We start from the raw sequence: 19919 nt of genomic DNA, 5'->3' as shown, positions 1-19919 counted from the left end.
CATGACGGATTTCGATAAAGAGCGGCAAGGCAGCGATTCAGAGCCTATGCCGCCGGCAGGCTATGTGCCGAGGGAGCAGTTGAATGAGGAGACGGGCTTATCTCCGGGTGCAGCCCAAAATTCTCAATCCGAATATAAACAAACGAATGGCCCATCCAAAGGCGGCAGCCAAAGCGGGACCAAAGAGCAGAAGGTCTCGGCCATTCCTAGCAGTCTGGATGAGGTGCTGGAACGGTTGACCCATGATATCGGCTACAAAACAAGCTTTGATATCGTCGTCCGCGAGATGACGTTCGGGGAGCACCGGACCGCGATGTTTTTCATGAACGGCCTTTCGCAAAGCGTGCTGCTGACTGATATTTTGAAGAGGCTGACTTATCTGCATCCGGATGAGCTGTCCGGCCATGCCTTTCGATCCTTCTTTGATCTGTATGTTCCCGCTGCGCAGGTGACGCCTGTTGACGATTGGAACGACGTGCTGACCCATGTCATGTCCGGTGACACCGCTTTTTTCATCGACAAGGAATCGACTGCGCTCGTCATCGATGCCAAAAACTTTCCGTCACGGGGTCCGGAGGAGCCATCTCTTGAACGGGTAGTGAGGGGAAGCAGGGACGGATTCACCGAGACGCTGATGGTCAATATTTCGCTCGTGCGCAGAAGGCTGCGCGATACTCACCTTCGCTATGAGCTCGTAAGAGTGGGAGAACGGACGCAATCGGACATTTGTATCGCGTACATCGATGACCTGGTAGACAAAGAACTGCTGAAATCGATCAAAGACAAAATTAGCCTCGTCGAAATCGACGGTTTGCCGCTCGCGGACAAGCAGCTGGAGGAGGCTACCGTGAAGCGGGGCTGGAACCCTTATCCGCTAGTTCGTTATTCGGAGCGGCCGGATGTCGTCGCTGCTCATTTGCTTGAAGGCAACGTCACTGTCTTTGTCGACACGTCGCCCAGCGTCATGATTTTGCCGACGACTTTCTTCGATCTGGTGCAGCATGCGGAAGAAAACCGGCAGACGCCTTTTATCGGAACCTATTTGCGCTGGGTTCGATTTCTCGGGATTTTCGCTTCGCTGTTTCTGCTTCCGATGTGGCTGCTGTTCGTCATGCATCCGGAGCTTAAGCCGGCCGTTCTTTCTTTTCTGGGTCCGCAAAAGACAGGCATGATGCCGCTTGTTCTCCAGTTTCTGCTCGTGGAGATCGGCGTCGATTTGCTGAGGATGGCTTCCGTCCATACGCCTACTTCGCTGGCAACGGCAATGTCGTTGGTCGCGGCGATTATGATCGGGGACATAGCGGTAAAAACCGGGCTGTTCATCAATGAAGTTGTGCTCTATATGGCCATCGCCGCGATCGGCATGTTCGCCACGCCGAGCTATGAGCTTGGGCTTGCCAACCGTATCGTGCGGCTCTTGCTGATCGTTGCAGTCGCCGCCTTCCAGGTGCCGGGCTTTATGATTGCAACGACTGCTGTAATGATGGTGCTCTGTATGGAACGCTCGTTCAACAGACCTTACATGTGGCCGTTCATTCCATTCGACCCAAGGGCAATGTGGAACATTATCGTACGCCAGCCGGTGCTGAAAAACCGGACAAGGCCAAATCTGCTTCGCCCGCAGCAGATGGACAAGATGCCTCGCCGCAGATGATTTAGGCTAAAAAAAGTGCAAATGAATTGTGAAATTATCCATTTCTCTCGGCGATATATTGCGATATACTGTTGATATTCGTTCGAATCGCATCGATTCGTACTCTATCCATTGGGATAGAAGAAATCCGAGGGGGATAATTAAATGTATTTGCATGGAACGAGCAAAATCAATGCCAAAGGGCATTTGGAAATCGGCGGTGTCGACACGACCGATCTGGCGAAGGAGTTCGGTACGCCGCTATATATCGTTGACGAGGCGCTTGTGCGCCAGCGTGCATCCGAATACGTGGAGGCGTTCAAAGCTTCCGGCCTGAAATTCCAAGTTGCTTATGCGAGCAAAGCGTTTAGCGTTATGGCGATGTGCGCGATTGCAGAGCAGGAAGGACTCTCCCTTGACGTCGTATCCGACGGCGAACTGTATACGGCTCTGCAAGCCGGCTTCCCGGTCGAGCGTATCCACTTCCACGGCAACAACAAAACGCCTGACGAGATCAACATGGCGCTTGAAGCGGGCATTGGCTGCTTCGTTGTTGATAACTTTGTCGAGCTGCACCTTCTCAACGCACTGGCTGCGGAAAAAGGTCTGACTGTTAAGATTTTGCTTCGTATTACGCCAGGTGTAGAGGCGCATACACATGAATACATTTCGACTGGACAACAGGATTCCAAGTTCGGCTTTGACCTTGCGAATGGCGCAGCTAAGAAAGCGATTCAAGAAGCGCTTGCGCTTGCCAACCTAGAAGTGCTTGGCGTTCACTCGCATATCGGCTCGCAAATTTTCGAAGTGGACGGCTTCCGTATGGCTGTTAACAAAGTTTCGCAGTTTGCAGTTGAGATCCGCAATGAACTGGGTCTGACTTTCCAAGTTGTCAACCTTGGCGGAGGCTTCGGCATCCGTTATGTGGAAGGCGACACTCCGCTTCCAATTGCGCAATATGTTGGTGCTATTACCGATGCAATCATTACGAACTTCACGGCTGCAGAATTCCCGCTTCCTGAAATTTGGGTCGAGCCGGGCCGCAGTATGGTCGGTGACGCGGGCACGACATTGTACACAGTCGGCACAGCGAAGGAAATCCCGGGCGTGCGCAAATATATCGCGGTTGACGGCGGCATGACTGACAATCCGCGTCCGGCACTGTACCAATCCGTATATGAAGCGATACTGGCGAACCGTGCTAACGAAGCGAATGAAGAGACCGTTACAGTTGCAGGCAAAGCTTGCGAGAGCGGCGACAAGCTGATTATTGACCTGGAGTTGCCGAAAGCAAATATCGGCGACCTGCTCGCTGTATTCTGCACAGGCGCATACAACTATGCAATGGCGAGCAACTACAACCGTATCCGCCGTCCGGCTGTTGTATTTGTTAAAGACGGGCAAGCTGACCTGGCTGTTCAACGCGAATCACTCGACAATATTGTCGTTAACGACGTTATTCCAGCACGCCTTCGCAAAGCAGAACTTGCGAAGTAAGGGCGAAATTTGGTAACGTAGAGTTATTCGATGCAGAAAGGTTGATGTTTACACATGGCAAAACAAGCAAAAATCACATTAGAAAACGGCGCAGAGGTCGTAATCGACCTGTTTGATCAAGACGCTCCCAACACAGTAGCTAACTTTGAGAAGCTGGCTAACGATGGTTTCTATAACGGTCTCGTATTCCACCGTGTTATTCCAGGCTTTGTCGCTCAAGGCGGCTGCCCTAACGGCAGTGGTACTGGCGGCCCTGGCTACCAAATCAATTGCGAGATCAACCCGAACAAGCATGAGCGCGGAAGCCTTGCAATGGCGCATGCTGGCCGTAACACCGGCGGCAGCCAGTTCTATATCGGTTACCAGCCGCAACCGCACCTGGACGGTCAACATACCGTTTTCGGTAAAGTAAGCAAAGGCATGGAGCATGTAGATGCATTCAAAGGCCGCGATAAAATGCAAAAAGTTGAAGTGTACGAAGCTTAATTCACTTTAACGAGCGCTTTCATAAGACTGCGACGCAAGGGGACAACCCTTACGTCGCAGTCTTTTTGTTAGCAGCTAAACTTTCGAGAGATGAAAAACCTTGCAATTTCATTTTTACAGTGGTAACATTTCATCAATGTAATCGTTCTTGTTGCAGTTTGACATTAACGCTGCAGAATGGCATGATTTGAACATTAGCAGTATCAATTTAAAATAGCAGTTTTCCTTCGGGGTCGGGTGAAAGTCCCAACCGGCGGTGATCGGGCGATGCGGGCATTTGGGGTCAACCTCTGTGCAGCGCCGCTCGTCAGTCCGTGACCCGGGCTGTACCACATTGGAGCGCTAGCGCGCACAACTGGCACGGAACGGTGGACCTGGTGCAAATCCGGGACCGACAGTAAAGTCTGGATGGGAGAAGGAGATCTGATTCGCATGCATATCCAACATGCTTATTTGCTTGTGTCGGTTTTCACAAGTGATATAGGTTTGTTTGAATTGATCTATTCGTTATGCAATCGAAGCAGTCTCATCACCTGTCACCCCGTTTGGCGAACTCAGCCGATTGGGGTGTTTTTGCGTTCATGGAAGTTTTGAATGATTCTTACTATATGGGTCTTGCGCTTGAGCTGGCTGCAAAAGCGGCAGGACAGACCGGCATTAATCCGGTAGTAGGCTGCGTCGTTGTGAAGGAAGGCCGAATCATCGGGGTCGGCACGCATCTGAAGCGGGGAACCGGGCATGCTGAGGTGCACGCTCTGCAGATGGCAGGAGACGAAGCAGAGGGAGCAACCGTCTATGTGACGCTGGAGCCATGCAGCCATTTCGGCAAAACGCCTCCATGCTGCGAGCGGATAATCGCGGCCAAAGCAGCCCGCGTCGTCGTTGCCGCTACAGATCCTAACCCGCAAGTGGCGGGCCGCGGTCTGGAAAGGCTTCGGGAATCCGGAATTGATGTTACGGTTGGCTTGCTGGAGGAGAAATCTCGTTCCATGAACGAGAAATTCAACAAATACATTACGACAAAGCTGCCTTTCGTCACGTTGAAGACGGCAAGCACGCTGGACGGTAAGATCGCTTCCCTTACTGGCGACAGCCGCTGGATTACCGGCGCTGCAGCCCGGGAGCAGGTTCATACGCTGCGTCATCAGCATGAAGCGATTATGGTCGGTATCGGGACAGTGCTTGCTGACGATCCGATGCTGACGACAAGGGCTGAGGTACCGGCCATTCATCCGGTACGCATCATTGTCGACAGCAAGCTGAGACTTCCGCTGGATGCCAGAGTGGTAACCGATCGTTCGGCTCGTACCCTCGTGCTGACGACAGAGGGAGCGGATCAAGCCAAAGGAGCTGCGCTGGAAGCTGCTGGCGTGGAGCTTGTAAGAGCTGGCGAAGGCGAGCATGTTGATCTGAAGGAAGCGATGAGAAAGCTAGGCGAAGCGGAAATCGGCTCTATCCTGCTTGAGGGCGGAGGAAAGCTGAACGGTGCGATGCTGAAAGCGGGACTTATCGACAAAATCATGATCTATATGGCAACCAAAATTATCGGCGGTCTGCAAGCTCCGGGAACATTCACTTTCGACGGCTTTGAGAAAATGGCGCAAGCCATTGAGCTGGAACGTGTAGCAGTGGAGATGGCGGGCGAAGATATATGCATTGCTGGTTATCCGACATATAGTCAACAGTAGTTAGGAGGGCTGCCCATGTTTACTGGGCTTATCGAGGAAGTCGGCACGATGCGTCAGGCGTCGAAGCGGGGCGAGGCGATGGTGCTGACGATAGAAGCATCCGTCGTAACGGACGGCGTGGCTCTGGGCGACAGTATATCGGTTAACGGCGTGTGTCTGACTGTGACGGAATATGCCAAAGGCTCTTTCACCGCAGACGTTATGCCGGAAACGTACCGCAAATCGAATCTGGATCGTCTTCGTCCCGGGCAGGCTGTCAATTTGGAACGTGCGATGCTTGCGGGCGGACGCTTTGGCGGACATATTGTGCAAGGGCATGTGGACGGAACCGGTGTTATAACGGGCAGGGAGCCATATGCGAATGCCGTCGTGTTCACGATCCGGCTGGCTGACAGCGACCTGCTGCGTTACATCATTCCGAAGGGCTCCGTCACTATTGACGGTATCAGCCTGACGGTCATTGACGCCGGCAAGGATGGCTTCTCGGTTTCCATCATCCCGCATACGCTTAAGGAGACTGCGCTTCTCGGCAAAAAGCCGGGAGAGACGATCAATATCGAATGCGACGTTATCGGCAAATATGTGGATCATCTGCTTCATTTCGGCAAAGGCGATTCACATGGCGCCGCATCTCCGGCAAAAAGCGGAAATGGAAAACTGACGGCTGCTTTTTTAAGCGAAAACGGATTTATATAAGAGAGACGGGTTGCAGAAGATAGAGCGATGAGGAGGGATGCAGAATGAGCCGACAAGAAGAACTGCTGCAAGAAGGCTTGTTTGATACGATTGAAGCAGCATTGAAGGATCTGCTGGACGGTAAGCCTGTCATCGTTGTAGACGATGAGGATCGCGAGAATGAAGGCGATCTGATCGCCTTGGGTGAGAAAGCGACGCCGGAAGTTATCAACTTTATGATCACGGAAGCAAGAGGGCTTGTATGTGTGCCGCTGACACAGGAGCGTGCTGAGCTGCTTGATTTGCCTCCGATGGTTGCTCAAAATACGGATTATCACGGTACGGCCTTTACGGTATCGGTCGATCATATTTCGACAACGACGGGAATCTCGGCATTTGAACGCTCTGAGACGGTCAAATCGCTGCTCAATCCGGAGACGAAAGCCGGCGACTATCGGAAGCCGGGACATATCTTCCCGCTCATTGCGAAGGATGGCGGGGTGCTCAGAAGAGCTGGACATACAGAAGCTGCAATCGATTTGGCGAAGCTTTGCAACTCCGAACCGGTAGGCGTCATCTGTGAAATTATTAACGAAGACGGCACGATGGCTAGAATGCCTCAGCTTGCCGCGTTTAAAGAAAAGCATGGCTTAAAGCTCATTACGATCCAAGGGCTGATTGAGTATCGCAATGAAACGGAAAAGCTTGTGGAGCGTGCAGTCGAAGTAAACTTGCCAACCGATTTCGGCGTGTTCCGCGCAGTCGCTTTCACGAATGAGTTAGACGGAAAAGAGCATGTTGCGCTGGTGAAGGGCGAAATCGATAGTTCAAAGCCAGTACTAGTCCGTGTGCACTCGGAATGCTTGACCGGCGACGTCTTTCATTCGCACCGCTGCGATTGCGGTCCACAGCTGGACGCAGCTCTGAAGCAAATCGATGCAGAAGGCTCGGGCGTGCTGCTTTATATGCGCCAGGAAGGCCGGGGAATCGGCTTAATCAATAAGCTTAAGGCTTATGCGCTTCAGGAGCAGGGACTCGATACAGTCGATGCGAACTTGAAGCTTGGTTTTGCGCCAGATTTGCGGGATTACGGTATCGGCGCGCAAATACTGAAGGATCTTGGCGTGCGCAAAATGCGATTGCTGACGAATAATCCTCGTAAGATCAAAGGGCTCGAAGGCTACGGACTCGAAGTCGTAGAGCGGGTGCCGATTCAGATGGAAGCGAATGAAAGCAATAACGGCTACTTGCGCACCAAGCAATCTAAGCTGGGGCATCTGCTTCGTTTTGAAGGGCAAGAACAGCAATAACGACACCAGCAATAACCACTATAAAAGAAACGATTAATGGGAGGAAATTAATTATGCCGCATGTATATGAGGGACATTTAGTATCGGAAGGTTTGAAATTTGGAGTTGTAGTAGGCAGATTCAACGAGTTTATTTCCAGCAAGCTGCTGGGCGGAGCACTTGATGCGTTCAAGCGTCACGGGGCACAGGACAGCGATGTAGAAGTTGCATGGGTGCCGGGGGCATTCGAAATTCCGCTGATCGCGCAAAAAATGGCAGAGAGCGGTAAATACGATGCGGTTATAACACTTGGCGCTGTTATCAGAGGGTCAACGCCGCATTTCGATTTCGTCTGCAATGAGGCGGCGAAAGGTGTTGCGGCAATTGCGCTGAAGACTGGCGTACCGACAATTTTCGGCGTGTTGACAGTCGATTCTATCGAGCAAGCGATTGAGCGTGCAGGCACAAAAGCCGGCAACAAAGGCTATGAAGCAGCAGCATCTGCAATTGAGATGGCAAATTTAACGAAAATGCTGCATAATTAAGGGATAGACAATTGCCGGGAGGAAATACGAAGTGACAGTGCTTTACAAGCTTGAATCATTCGAAGGGCCGCTCGATTTGCTGCTGCATCTCATCGACAAGGCTGAGATTGATATCCATGAAGTATCGATCAGCGAGATTACCGATCAATACATGGAATATTTGCATGCAATGAAAGAGCTGGAGCTGGACGTGACGAGCGAATTTCTTGTGATGGCAGCCACGCTGCTGTCGATAAAGAGCAAGCAGCTGCTGCCGAAGCCTCCCGTATTTGAGGATGAATATGAAGATTGGCAGGATGACGGACTTGACCCGCGCGATGAGCTGATCCAGAAGCTCGTTGAATACCGGAAGTTCAAGCAGATTGCCGAACAGCTCCGGGAGAAGGAGCTGGAGCGGAGCCTCGTCTATTCACGCGAGCCTGACGATATGACACCCTACTTGAAGAAGGAAGACGTGAACCCGCTTGAAGGGCTTCACGTCTCTGATATTGTTGCCGCGTTCCAGCGGGCGATTCGCAGAGCGGCGCGCCGCAATATCGTAGCGACTGTTCAAAGGGATGAAATATCGGTAAAGGACCGCATTCGCGATATCGTTGAGGTGCTGCGCCAGTTTGAGACGGTGCGATTCTCCAAGCTTATCCGTGAGAATATGGACAAGCATGAGGTCGTCGTTACGTTTCTAGCCATTCTGGAGTTGATGAAAATGAAACATATTCGCTGCTTCCAGCACACTTTATTCGAAGATATCGTCATTCATTGGAGAGGGGAAGCTGCGGACAGTGGATTATCCGAAATTGAAGTCGATTATTGAGGGCTTGCTCTTTATGGCCGGCGATGAGGGATTGAACAAGCGCCAGCTAGCCGATATTATGCAGCTGGACGCCGATCTGGCTGCCGATCTCGTGTATGAGCTGCACCGGGATTTAGCGCGTGAGGAGCGGGGCATTCAGGTTGCGGAAGTTGCTGGCTCCTACCGGCTTACGACGCATCCGGATCATGCCGATTACTTCGAGCGGATGGCTTACACGCCTACCCGTTCCCAGCTGTCGCAAGCTGCGCTTGAGACGCTGTCGATTGTAGCTTATAGGCAGCCGATTACACGAATCGACATCGAAGAGATTCGGGGCGTTAAGAGTGACAGAGCGATCCAGTCGCTCGTGTCCAAAGATTTAATTGAAGAAGTAGGAAGGGCGGAGGCAATTGGACGGCCGATTCTTTACGGAACGACGAAATCATTTTTAGATTATTTCGGCCTGCCAAGCATTAAGTCATTGCCCGAACCGAAACAGGTGGACATGGAAGAGGCGCTGGAGGAGCAAACGCAAATGCTGTTCGAGCGTCTTGGCGAAAGACAGACGACGATTGATGAGTTTATACCGATTTCCGAGAACAAGCATGTTGAATAGAACGGAACACAGGCTGTCGAGATTTATCTCGACGGCTTTTTCTGTCTATTAAGCACAATCCAAACTAGCAGCTTTTTGGTGAGTTTATACAATGCAAACAAGTCCGCTGAATAAAGCGGGCTTGTTTTTTGTCATAATAAGATAAACCCAATTTCGGAAAACGGAGGAAGCATGGATGTACGGTTCCCTTTACGGCTGGATTACGGCGGCCGTTCTTTTTTTGCTGCTCCTCTTGATAATTGTGTACGTTTCCCCGATCGTGATCCACGGGCATATTCGCAAGACAGGCAGCAATGACGATATTGAATTTGATGTAAAAGGCTTGTTCGGATTGGTCAGCTATCAAATGCATATCCCGACTGTAGAGTTTTATGGACGTGTATTCAAGCTGCATCAAGAAATGACGGGCAGCGGGGCGGGAATGATCAGCACGCAGGAAAAGGATGACGAAGTAGGATTTGAGCGGGTCATGAAAGGTATAGAAACGTTTAAGCAAGTTATTCAATTGACGAGCCATTTGCCAAGCTGGGTGAAGCAGACGTTAAGCAAGGTACAATTGAAGCAGTGGTATTGGGCGACAGAGATCGGCGTCGGTGATGCGATGTGGACAGCAATGGCGACAGGCGGGGTATGGTCAGTCAAAACGACGATGCTGGGCATCATGTCGCAATTGCTTAGACTGAAGGCAGATCCGCAGCTGCAGGTGCAGCCAAACTATAGTAAAGCTTCGTTTTCGACAGAATGGTCATGTACGGCACAAATTCGCTTTGGCCATGCCATCGTTGCAGGCATTCATTTACTGAGAAGTGCGAAAAAGTCAAAAGGAGGTGTGAAGGAGTGGCAGAATATATTGTCCAAGGCTTAAACGCAAACGTACATACTCCGTCTCAAACTGTGCACAATACAAAAAGCGTAGGTAAGTCCTTATCCTATAAGCGCAAAGAGGAGGCTTCAACAACATGGCTGCTGAACATCCAATTCAAGGCTTAATGCAAACAGCAATGGAAAACATTAAGGAAATGGTGGACGTAAATACGATTGTTGGCGACCCGGTACAGACGCCGGACGGCAGCATTATTATGCCAATATCCAAAGTTGGCTTCGGTTTTGTAGCCGGCGGCAGTGATATCCGTATGGACGGCTCCGAAGGCGCGTCGCAATCGGACGGGCATAACCATAATGCTTCTGTTTCTCTTCCTTTTGGCGGGGGCAGCGGCGGCGGTGTATCCATTACGCCAATCGCTTTTCTCGTTGTAGGCACGCAAGGCGTTAGAGTCGTTCCGCTGGACAATCAGACGCATTTGCTGGAGCGTATTATCGATTCTGCACCGCAGGTATTCGATAAAGTTCAATCCATGATGAAGTCGCCATCCCGATCCCATGATTATATATCGGACGGAAGCGATACCCTTATCTAAATGAGGGAATGACTGCCCGAAAGGGCAGTTTTTCATTTCAAGATCACTGTAAAGTCTGTTTTGGCCCCGTAACGCATATAGATGTACAAGACTGTTAATTTTGCATCCAGAACTGACAACGAAAGGAGCTGCAGTACTTATGTTACGAAGACAGCTGCGGCGGCTGCCCATATTGTTTCTTGCAGCGCTGCTTGCCGGGACAAGCTTTCAGAAGACGGCAAACGCTGAAATAAAACCGCTCAAGACTAATGCAAAGGCTTCCGCTTTGATAGATGTCAAATCAGGGAGATTGCTCTACAGCGAAGATGGAGATAAGCAAATGCGTATTGCCAGCTTGACCAAAATTATGACGGCGATCGTTGCTATCGAGCATGGCAAGCTGTCAGATACGGTTAAGACGAGCAAACGCGCAGCGCATCGGGAAGGCTCTTCGATTTATTTGGAGCTGGGGGAAGAAATGACACTGCTTAATATGCTGTATGGGCTTATGCTTCGCTCAGGCAACGATGCAGCGACAGCGATTTCTGAGCATGTTGGCGGTTCGGAGGAAGGCTTCGTGCTTCTGATGAATGAGAAGGCTCAATTGCTGGGATTGGAAAATAGCCAGTTCAAAAATCCCCATGGACTGGATGAGGACGGGCACTACTCGTCTGCTAACGATTTGGCCAAGCTGACGGCATATGCGCTGCGTAATCCGGTATTCGCCGAGATCGTCAGCACGAAGGTGAAGACGGCACCTAATCCGCATGAAAATTGGCAATACAGCTGGAAAAACAAAAACAAAATGCTGACGATGTACGAAGGTGCTGACGGGGTCAAAACCGGATATACCAAGCTAAGCTTCCGGTGTCTGGTAAGCTCCGCAACGCGTAACGGCCAGCAGCTCGCAGCAGTAACGATTAACGATGGCGATGACTGGAATGATCACCGGGCGATGCTGGATTGGGGCTTTAACTATTACCCTCTTGTAGAAATCACCAGCAAAGGGCAAGAGCTTGCCGGCTATCCGTATATAATCGGTCAGACCTTCCAATATCCGCTGTCTGAAAATGAAAGCCTGCAATCTAAGCTGGTTGTCGAGGATGCGAATTCAACGCGCTTTGCGTTAGGGGAACGGGGTACCGTTGAATGGTATTTGAATGGGGACAAGGTCGCCGCGATTCCGATTTATGAGAACGGCAGCAGACGTCTTCATTTGCCGGAAAAGCAGCCGATGACCAAATCTGCTCTTGCAGATTATAAGAAAGCGCAATACAGCAGTAACGGAAAACCAGCATTTATTCAATCGCTGGTATCAGTCGTTAACGCATTATTCGGCTAATTGGGGGAGGCGGCCACAGTGGTAAACTGGATATGGTTGTTTTTTATCGTAGTAAGCGTAATAGCGGCGGCGGCGAACGGTCAGATTGACGCCGTTACGCAAGCCGCTTTCGATGGCGCCAAGTCGGGCGTCACTGTAAGTTTCGGGCTTATCAGCATTATGGTATTTTGGTTAGGTATGATGCGTATTGCTGACGATGCAGGGCTGCTTAAGAAGCTGGCACGGCTGCTCAGCCCTGTCGTCCGGCTGCTTTTTCCCGATGTTCCAAAAAATCATCCCGCACTAGGCTATATTATGAGTAATCTGAGTGCCAACTTATTTGGACTTGGCAATGCGGCTACGCCGATGGGAATCAAGGCAATGCAGGAATTGCAAAAGCTGAACCCGGATCCTCAGACCGCCACGCCTGCCATGTGTACGCTGCTGGCGCTGAATACCTCCAGTATAACGCTCATCCCGACCACGTTAATTGCGATCCGAATGAATTACGGCTCTGCCAACCCGACTGAAATTGTCGGGACAACGCTTGCGGCCACAATTATCGCTACCGGAGCAGCAATTGCTGCCGACCGCTGGTACCGCCGCCGCAGTAAATCGGCGCCGCCGCCTTCCATAAATAAAAGGAAGAGAAAGATAGACAAGACGCATGCGGTACAGCATCCGGCAGCCGATAGTCTGTCCGCCGCCTCGCCGGGAGGTGGAACGATTGCTTGAGCTCTTTACACGCGCCTCTTCATGGCTAATTCCTGCTATTATCGTATTCATTCCTTTATATGCGGCTTTTCGCAAAGTTCCGGTTTACGAAACCTTTGTCGAGGGTGCCAAAGACGGCTTCGGCACTGCGATTAATATTATTCCTCATCTGGTCGGCATGATGGTTGCGATTAGCATGTTTCGCGCATCAGGCGCGATGGATATGATGCTGGGGGCCGTTCAGCCCTTGTTCGATTGGCTGCATGTTCCTAGTGAAATACTGCCGCTGGGCATTCTCAGGCCTCTGACAGGAGCGGGCTCACTTGCTTTTACTGCCGATCTTATTCAGACGCATGGACCTGATTCCATGATCGGCCGCATCGCTTCTACGATCCAAGGAAGTACGGACACAACCCTTTATGTATTGACTGTATACTTCGGCGCGATCGGTATCAGAAAGTCTAGATATGCTCTGAAAGTTGGCCTTTTTTCCGATCTGGTCGGATTTATTGCGGCAATTATGATTTGCTTGTACATATTTGGTTAACATTGCTTGTGCTTTGCTCTCCATATCGGTATGATGGAGTTTGAGGTGAAAGCATTGGAACGTTTACAAAAAATATTAGCGCAAGCGGGCATCGCATCCCGGCGCAAATGCGAAGAAATGATTTTGGCGGGCCAGGTGGAAGTGAATGGAGAGAAAGTAACGACCCTTGGCGTCAAAGCGGATTCGGCAACCGATGTCATTACTGTTAATGGCAAGCCCATCCGAAGCGAGAAAAAAGTTTATTTGATGCTCAATAAACCTAAAGGTGTCATCACGAGCGCAAAGGATCCGCAAGGGCGCAAAGTGGTGGCTGATTTTTTGCCCGGCATTCGAGAGAGAGTCTATCCGGTAGGGCGGCTCGATTACGATACGGAAGGGCTTCTGCTGCTTACGAATGATGGCGAATTCGCCAACCTGTTGACGCATCCGAGTCATCATGTACCTAAGACATATTATGCAACAGTAGAAGGTGTACCGCATGGTTCTCTGCTTGACCAGCTTAAGAAGGGTGTAATGCTTGAAGATGGCATGACCGCACCTGCCGAAGCAGAATACCAGGACGTTGATCCTGAAGGGAAGCAGTCCACGATCCGAATTACGATCTATGAGGGGCGCAACCGTCAGGTCCGCCGTATGTTTGATGCAATTAAGCACCCTGTCATTCGGCTTCGGAGGGTCAAGTTTGGCGATCTGGGCTTGCATAATATGGCTCGGGGACAGTTCCGGCATTTGACCCCGGTAGAAGTGAAAGAGCTGCGGGAAGCAGCGCGCAAGACACACAAAATTCATAAATAGTAAACGGCGGCAACGGTAATTGCCGCCCAATTTTCGTTATAATGGAACTATTCAAATTGCAAAGCTGACAAAGAATGAAATGCAGGTGAAGGCAAGATGGGCAAGTACCGAAGACCCGTTCAAATCGTTATTTTGCTTGCCGTATTAATAGTCGGAGGTTATGCGATCGGCACGAGCCTGTTCGCAGCCAAAGAGGACGGCATACCGAAGGTCGGCGGAACACCGCCAGACTTTACGCTTGTCGATTTGCAAGGCAATACGCATCAATTGTCGGACTATAAGGGTAAAGCAGTTGTCATCAATTTCTGGGGCACATTTTGTCCGCCATGCGTAAAGGAGATGCCGGAGTTCGAGCGGCAGTTCGCCAAATGGAAGGACGAGGGTCTGGAAATATTGGCAATCAACTTGAGCGAGGATACGCTGACGGTCAACAATTTCGTCCGCCGCTTCGAGCTGAACTATCCCATCTTAAGAGATGTCAACAAGAAGACGGAACGCAGCTATGGGCTAAGGTCATATCCAACGACATTTTTCGTGAAGCCCGACGGAAAGATCATGGAGATCAAGGTCGGCGGCATGACGGAACAGGATATTGATGAGCGGGTTATTGAGCTGCTGAAGTATTAGGAGGTTTCACGGTGTTATCGCTACATAACACGAAATGCGAATGCGGGCATCAGAATGCTGTAGGTACGGTGCTCTGCGAAAGCTGCGGCAAGCCTCTGATGGAGAATGCCGAATCGGACACACCTCTTGAAATGCGTTATGACGGGGTTGCCCGCCGTTCGCAGAAGAGCAATCCAAGCATCATCGACCGGGTATGGAATTTTTTCTCCTCGGTCAAAATCGCCGTTTATTTAATTGTTTTGACGCTCGTTTCTGCGACTCTCGGAACGATTTATCCGCAAGAGGATTCGTTCTTAAACAATTTCGAGCCGTCCACCTACTATAAGGAGCAATACGGGATTCCCGGCCAGATTTATTATAAGCTGGGATTGTCGCATACTTATGAATCCTGGTGGTTCATAACGCTGCTCGTTATGATCGGAACCTCACTCGTCATTTGCAGTCTCGACCGTGTTCTGCCGCTGTATCGCGCGCTTAGCAAGCAGCAGGTCCGCAAGCATCTGAGATTCATTAATCGTCAAAAGACGGTGTACGCTTCTCAAATTGACGGTAGTGCAGAAGAGTGGGTGCAAAGCTTCGGCAATCAGCTAAAGCGTAAGCGCTACCGGATTTACTCGGACGGGACGGCGCTGCTGGCAGAGAAAAACCGTTTCAGCAGATGGGGACCTTACATTAACCACATCGGCCTAATCCTATTCTTGCTGGCTATTCTGGCAAGAGGTATTCCAGGCTGGCAGATGGATAAATATGTAACGATACCTGACGGCGATATCGTTCATATTGATGATACGAATTACTATGTGAAGAACGAGAAATTTACAGTGACCTACTACTCCGACGATGAACTGCCAGAGGAGCTGAAAGGGAAAGCCCGCGCCAAGCTTTATGAGACGAAAGCGGTGCTTTACACCTGCGAAAGCCAGTGCGGAGATACGTCAGCCAAGCCTGAGTTGCGTGAGGTTGAGCGGCATAATATTGCTGTCAACAGTCCGCTGCAATACAAAGGCTTGAAGCTCTATCAGTTCGACTATGATGTAACGCCCAAGCTGAAAGGAGTCAAGCCGGTACTGATTAACAAAGCAACCGGCGAGACGTACGGCCCCTTCGATTTGCCGATGAAGGATGCGCCGCTCGAATATGATTTGGGAGTCTATCATTTAAAGCTGGTTGCGAACTATATGGAATTCGCGGTAGGTGACGACGGCGAGCCTGTAACACTCAGCCGCGAGCCCAATGCCCCGGCCTTTATTTTCCTGATTACCGGACCGGGCCTGCCCGAAAAGGGACAGCCTTATATGTACTTCCCAATGCAGAAGGACAAGGAAAAGTTCGGCCAGGATCAGCTGAACGCCTCGATCGCGGACAAGCTGGAAATCAAAGTGCAGGGTATGGAAAATGTAGATTTCTCAGAAGCTTCCACGTATTTGAACGTCCGTATGGATAAGGCTCTGCCGTACGTATGGATCGGCGCGACGATTTCTATGATTGGATTGCTGATGGGCTCGTACTGGCAGCACCGGCGCATTTGGCTCCGCATTGATAATGGACAGTTGTCTCTCGGTGCGCATACGAACAAGAATTGGTATGGCATGCGTGCGGATGTCGCGGCAGCACTTCGCCAGCAAGGCATTACTGTAGATCCAAAGTCGCTTGATAACGGAGGGAATAACGCGTGAGTTTAATCGATTTCAGCAGCGATGCGTTTGTCGTTGCATTCTTCCTTTACTGCTTTGCATTTCTGTTCTACGTTATTGCAATTGCAGGCAAGAAATGGAGCAATCGCGACCCTGAGAAGCACGAGAAGAAGTGGGGGCGCATTGCCTTTGTTACTTCCTCGCTTGGTCTGATTGGCCATTTGACATTTTTCTTCACCCGTTGGATCGGAAGCAAGCAAATTCCAACGAGCAATATGTACGAATTCATTACGTTTCTAGGCATGGCTATTATGATCGCGTTCACGGTCGTCTATGCGATTTATAAAAAACCGCTGCTCGGGATGTTCGCTCTGCCTTTGACCGTTATCGTCATCGCTTATGCGGCAGTGTTCCCGCAGGAGGTACAGCCGCTTATTCCTGCACTAGACAGCATCTGGCTCAAAATTCACGTTACGACCGCAGCACTAGGCGAAGCATTCTTCGCAGTCGGTTTTGCAGCAGGCCTCATGTATCTGCTTCGCGTCGTTGATTTTACCGATAAGTCGAAAAAAGCGAAGCGAGGGCATTTCTGGGTAGAGTTTTCTCTTTATACGATTATTGTCGTCGTCGGTTTCGTCGTTGCGATATTCGCATTCAGAGGAATGGGCTACGAAGCGCACTTCGTTCAGGAAAAGTCGGTCATTGACAGCAAAGGCGTTGAATCGACGAAGCAGGAGACGGTAGATTATACGCTGCCGCCGATCGTGAAGCCTTACAACAGCCAAGCTGAATCGGTCGATTCATTTTTAGGAATGGACAATGCCGTATTTGAAGCACCCTATTGGATGAACGGTGTTAATGCCGGACGGAAGCTCAACACGGTAATCTGGTCTGTCATTGCGGGTTCAATTCTATATGGTCTTCTTCGTCTGGCTTTCCGTAAGCCGCTCGCAGCTGTCATTCATCCGCTGATGGATGGCATTGATCCGGAAGATCTGGACGAAATCAGCTATCGTGCTATTGCAATAGGCTTCCCAATCTTTACTTTAGGCGCTCTCATCTTTGCGATGATATGGGCCGAGAAAGCGTGGGGCAGGTTCTGGGGCTGGGATCCGAAAGAGGTCTGGGCGCTCATATCCTGGTTGTATTACAGTGCCTATTTGCACTTTAGACTGTCGCGCGGCTGGCAGGGGAAACGTTCCGCGTGGCTGGCGGTTATCGGCTTCGTCGTTATTTTGTTCACACTGATTGGCGTTAACCTTATTATTGCAGGCTTGCACTCCTATGCAGGCGTTTAGAAATTACAACTAACTTGAGAAGAATGGAAAGGAGCATTCCAATATGTCCGACTTTGCCAGCCGTATTCTGGTCGTTGATGATGAGGACGGATTCGCCGCCTGTTGAAAATGTATTTGGAGAAAGAAGGCTATGTCATTGATGAAGCGGAGGACGGAGAAACAGCGCTGCGCCTCGCGACAGCAACGGACTACGCCCTCATCCTGCTTGACGTCATGCTTCCGGGCATTGACGGCGTGGAGGTATGCTCCAGACTGCGTCAAGTAAAAGCGACGCCGGTCATTATGCTTACCGCAAAAGGCGAGGAGATGAACCGGGTTCAAGGCTTCGAAGTAGGCGCTGACGATTATGTCGTGAAGCCATTCAGTCCTAGAGAAGTCATCTACCGGGTGAAGGCGATACTACGCCGTTCATCGGCTACCGCTTTCTTGACGAAGGAGATCAACTCCAGCAACAATATCGTATTCCCGCATCTCGTAATTGAGCATGATGCGCACCGTGTGACGGCTGGGGGCCAGGAAGTGAGCCTGACTCCTAAGGAATACGAGCTGCTTCATTATTTGGCGGTATCGCCTGATAAGGTGTTTTCGCGTGAAGAGCTGCTGAAGGATGTATGGAACTATGAGTTTTTCGGTGATCTCCGTACGGTAGATACCCATGTGAAAAGGCTTCGTGAGAAGCTGAACAAAGTGTCGGCGGATGCTGCTTCGATGATTACGACGGTATGGGGCGTCGGCTATAAGCTTGAGGTTCCGAAGTAATGGCGTTTTTCCGGAAAAGCTGGCTAAGCAATTTGCTGCATAGCGTCGTGGGCAAGCTGTGGGGGACGATTATGCTGCTCGTCGCCCTTGTCCTCATTATCCTTGGCGTATTCCTTCTGCAATATATCGATATGGCGTTTGTGGATAATCAGCGGAAAATTAAAGTTGTGTTTATCGTGGTCGGCATTATCGGCTTTCTATTGTCGACCTTCTTTGCTTTCTTTCTATCTTCCAAAATTCAGCAGCCGCTCCTTCAATTGAAGAAGGCTGCTGATTCCATTTCGCAGGGCGATTACCGGACTCGCGTCAACATCGTATCGTCCGATGAAATCGGCCAACTTGCCAATACGTTTAACCATATGACTGGCCAGCTTGAAAAATTGATCCATGACTTAAGCCATGAGAAGGAGCATCTGTCGAGCATACTGCGTTCGATGGGTGATGCGGTTATTACCTTTGACGCAGAGGGGAAAGTTATTCTGACCAACCCTCCTGGGCAAATGCTGCTCGGCAGATGGTCCGATATCGAACGCTCCTGGCATGATGACATGGAAGACGGCGAATTTGCCGGTGTGCCGGGGCCGCTTCGGGATACTTTCCAGACTGTGCTTCAAGAAGGACGAGATGCCGCCCATAAGGTTCAAGTCCATAACAACGTCTGGTCTGTTGCGATGGCGCCGCTAAAGACTGACGGCATTAGCCGGGGGGCAGTCGCAGTAATTCGTAACGTGACCGAGGAGCATAAGCTGGAGAAGCTGCGCCGGGATTTCGTCGCCAACGTATCGCATGAGATTCGAACGCCGCTGTCTATGCTTCAAGGCTATAGCGAGGCGTTGCTGGACGACATCGTCGCTACGCCGGAGGAGCGTAAAGAGCTTGTTCAAGTCATTTATGACGAATCACTGCGTATGGGCAGGCTCGTGAACGACTTCCTCGACATGGCTAGGATGGAAGCGGGGCATGTCGAGCTTAACCTCCAGCAGGTTGATTTACGGCAAGTTGTAAAAAGAGTTCACCGTAAATTTCAGGTATACGCCAAGGAGCGAGACGTTTCCCTCATTGCTGGCTTGCCTAAACAGCCGCTTGCGGTCATGGGTGCAGACGAGGACCGGATCGAGCAAGTGATGACTAATCTGCTGGACAACGCATTGCGGCACACGCCTCCTGGCAAGTCGATAACAATCTCGGGCGAGCGAGCGGACATTAACGGACTCGGCTATGTGCTGCTGAAGGTGAAGGATGAAGGACAAGGCATTCCAAGTGAAGACGTGCCTTATATATTCGAGAGGTTCTACAAAGCGGATAAAGCCCGGAAACGCGGTTCATCAGGCGGTACGGGCTTGGGGCTGGCCATTGTTAAGAACATTATCACTCAGCATCACGGCCGCATTGAGGTCGACAGCGTGCTTGGAAAAGGTACGACCTTTACGCTGCTGCTGCCTGTCGAAATTAGACAATAGCTGTCATGGCGCTCCTTACGAGGAGCGCTTTTTTGTTGAAACAACAGAAATAATCTTGTTGCTCGTGGAACAAACCGATGTGAGCGATGTTACAAAACGACGCAAATAGGAAACAAAAAGACATCCCTCGCATAAACCAGCTATTTCA

The 19919-nt window shown here is 50.6% G+C and carries 19 protein-coding genes, 1 pseudogene and 1 riboswitch; all 20 genes and pseudogenes read left to right on the top strand.

What is annotated here, in order from left to right; genetic code table 11:
* The first annotated feature begins 1 nt into the window (after position 1).
* The 20 genes and pseudogenes from TY10_RS08775 (at position 2) to TY10_RS08680 (ending at position 19771) form a co-directional block, all read left to right on the top strand.
* Positions 2-1654 carry a spore germination protein gene (locus TY10_RS08775; protein ID WP_042162625.1) on the top strand — a complete coding sequence of 551 codons (1653 nt, stop codon included), beginning with the start codon at positions 2-4 and terminating at the stop codon, positions 1652-1654.
* A 144-nt stretch (positions 1655-1798) separates the two neighbouring features.
* Positions 1799-3130: a diaminopimelate decarboxylase gene (lysA, locus tag TY10_RS08770; RefSeq protein WP_042162624.1), complete on the top strand. Its 1332-nt coding sequence runs from the start codon at positions 1799-1801 to the stop codon at positions 3128-3130.
* Positions 3131-3184: 54 nt separating this feature from the next.
* Positions 3185-3616, top strand: coding sequence for a peptidylprolyl isomerase (locus tag TY10_RS08765; RefSeq protein WP_042162623.1), 432 nt, complete (start codon positions 3185-3187; stop codon positions 3614-3616).
* 219 nt (positions 3617-3835) lie between these two features.
* A riboswitch (FMN riboswitch) is annotated at positions 3836-4040 on the top strand.
* Positions 4041-4197: 157 nt separating this feature from the next.
* Positions 4198-5304 (top strand): bifunctional diaminohydroxyphosphoribosylaminopyrimidine deaminase/5-amino-6-(5-phosphoribosylamino)uracil reductase RibD, encoded by a 1107-nt coding sequence (ribD, locus tag TY10_RS08760; RefSeq protein ID WP_042162622.1) that lies wholly within the window; start codon positions 4198-4200, stop codon positions 5302-5304.
* Between the two features lie 15 nt (positions 5305-5319).
* Positions 5320-6000: a riboflavin synthase gene (gene ribE, locus TY10_RS08755; protein ID WP_042162621.1), complete on the top strand. Its 681-nt coding sequence runs from the start codon at positions 5320-5322 to the stop codon at positions 5998-6000.
* Between the two features lie 44 nt (positions 6001-6044).
* On the top strand, positions 6045-7289 hold the full coding sequence (locus tag TY10_RS08750; protein ID WP_042162620.1) for a bifunctional 3,4-dihydroxy-2-butanone-4-phosphate synthase/GTP cyclohydrolase II: 1245 nt from the start codon (positions 6045-6047) through the stop codon (positions 7287-7289).
* Between the two features lie 53 nt (positions 7290-7342).
* Positions 7343-7813 (top strand): 6,7-dimethyl-8-ribityllumazine synthase, encoded by a 471-nt coding sequence (gene ribH / locus TY10_RS08745; RefSeq protein WP_042162619.1) that lies wholly within the window; start codon positions 7343-7345, stop codon positions 7811-7813.
* 31 nt (positions 7814-7844) lie between these two features.
* Positions 7845-8624 (top strand): segregation and condensation protein A, encoded by a 780-nt coding sequence (locus tag TY10_RS08740; protein WP_042162618.1) that lies wholly within the window; start codon positions 7845-7847, stop codon positions 8622-8624.
* The gene (gene scpB, locus TY10_RS08735; RefSeq protein ID WP_042162617.1) at positions 8593-9219 is read left to right on the top strand and encodes an SMC-Scp complex subunit ScpB; all 627 of its coding nucleotides are present in this window, start codon (positions 8593-8595) and stop codon (positions 9217-9219) included. Before TY10_RS08740 ends, scpB begins: the two co-directional genes overlap by 32 nt.
* Positions 9220-9394: 175 nt before the next feature.
* The gene (locus TY10_RS08730; protein ID WP_042162616.1) at positions 9395-10084 is read left to right on the top strand and encodes a DUF2953 domain-containing protein; all 690 of its coding nucleotides are present in this window, start codon (positions 9395-9397) and stop codon (positions 10082-10084) included.
* Positions 10085-10178: 94 nt separating this feature from the next.
* On the top strand, positions 10179-10637 hold the full coding sequence (ytfJ, locus tag TY10_RS08725) for a GerW family sporulation protein (protein WP_042162615.1): 459 nt from the start codon (positions 10179-10181) through the stop codon (positions 10635-10637).
* A gap of 139 nt (positions 10638-10776) precedes the next feature.
* Positions 10777-11958 (top strand): D-alanyl-D-alanine carboxypeptidase family protein, encoded by a 1182-nt coding sequence (locus TY10_RS08720; RefSeq protein ID WP_052350443.1) that lies wholly within the window; start codon positions 10777-10779, stop codon positions 11956-11958.
* 18 nt (positions 11959-11976) lie between these two features.
* The gene (locus TY10_RS08715; protein ID WP_042162614.1) at positions 11977-12672 is read left to right on the top strand and encodes a nucleoside recognition domain-containing protein; all 696 of its coding nucleotides are present in this window, start codon (positions 11977-11979) and stop codon (positions 12670-12672) included.
* Positions 12665-13198 carry a spore maturation protein gene (locus TY10_RS08710; protein WP_042162613.1) on the top strand — a complete coding sequence of 178 codons (534 nt, stop codon included), beginning with the start codon at positions 12665-12667 and terminating at the stop codon, positions 13196-13198. The genes TY10_RS08715 and TY10_RS08710 overlap by 8 nt, the downstream gene beginning before the upstream one ends.
* Positions 13199-13252: 54 nt before the next feature.
* On the top strand, positions 13253-13993 hold the full coding sequence (locus TY10_RS08705; RefSeq protein ID WP_042162685.1) for a pseudouridine synthase: 741 nt from the start codon (positions 13253-13255) through the stop codon (positions 13991-13993).
* 96 nt (positions 13994-14089) lie between these two features.
* Positions 14090-14620: a thiol-disulfide oxidoreductase ResA gene (gene resA / locus TY10_RS08700; protein ID WP_042162612.1), complete on the top strand. Its 531-nt coding sequence runs from the start codon at positions 14090-14092 to the stop codon at positions 14618-14620.
* Between the two features lie 11 nt (positions 14621-14631).
* The gene (resB, locus tag TY10_RS08695; RefSeq protein WP_042162611.1) at positions 14632-16296 is read left to right on the top strand and encodes a cytochrome c biogenesis protein ResB; all 1665 of its coding nucleotides are present in this window, start codon (positions 14632-14634) and stop codon (positions 16294-16296) included.
* A complete protein-coding gene (gene ccsA, locus TY10_RS08690) occupies positions 16293-17552 on the top strand; it encodes a cytochrome c biogenesis protein CcsA (RefSeq protein ID WP_042162610.1) in 1260 nt (419 codons plus the stop codon). The genes resB and ccsA overlap by 4 nt, the downstream gene beginning before the upstream one ends.
* Before the next feature lie 43 nt (positions 17553-17595).
* Positions 17596-18311 (top strand): annotated as a pseudogene (locus TY10_RS08685) (response regulator transcription factor).
* The gene (locus TY10_RS08680) at positions 18311-19771 is read left to right on the top strand and encodes an ATP-binding protein (protein WP_042162609.1); all 1461 of its coding nucleotides are present in this window, start codon (positions 18311-18313) and stop codon (positions 19769-19771) included. The pseudogene TY10_RS08685 and the gene TY10_RS08680 overlap by 1 nt, the downstream one beginning before the upstream one ends.
* The last annotated feature ends 148 nt before the right edge of the window (positions 19772-19919 follow it).

This window comes from Paenibacillus gorillae (genome assembly GCF_000513275.1).
Taxonomy (GTDB): Bacteria; Bacillota; Bacilli; order Paenibacillales; family Paenibacillaceae; genus Pristimantibacillus; species Pristimantibacillus gorillae.
Note: the sequence above shows the minus strand (reverse complement) of the source record. Positions and strands in the feature narration are given on the sequence as shown.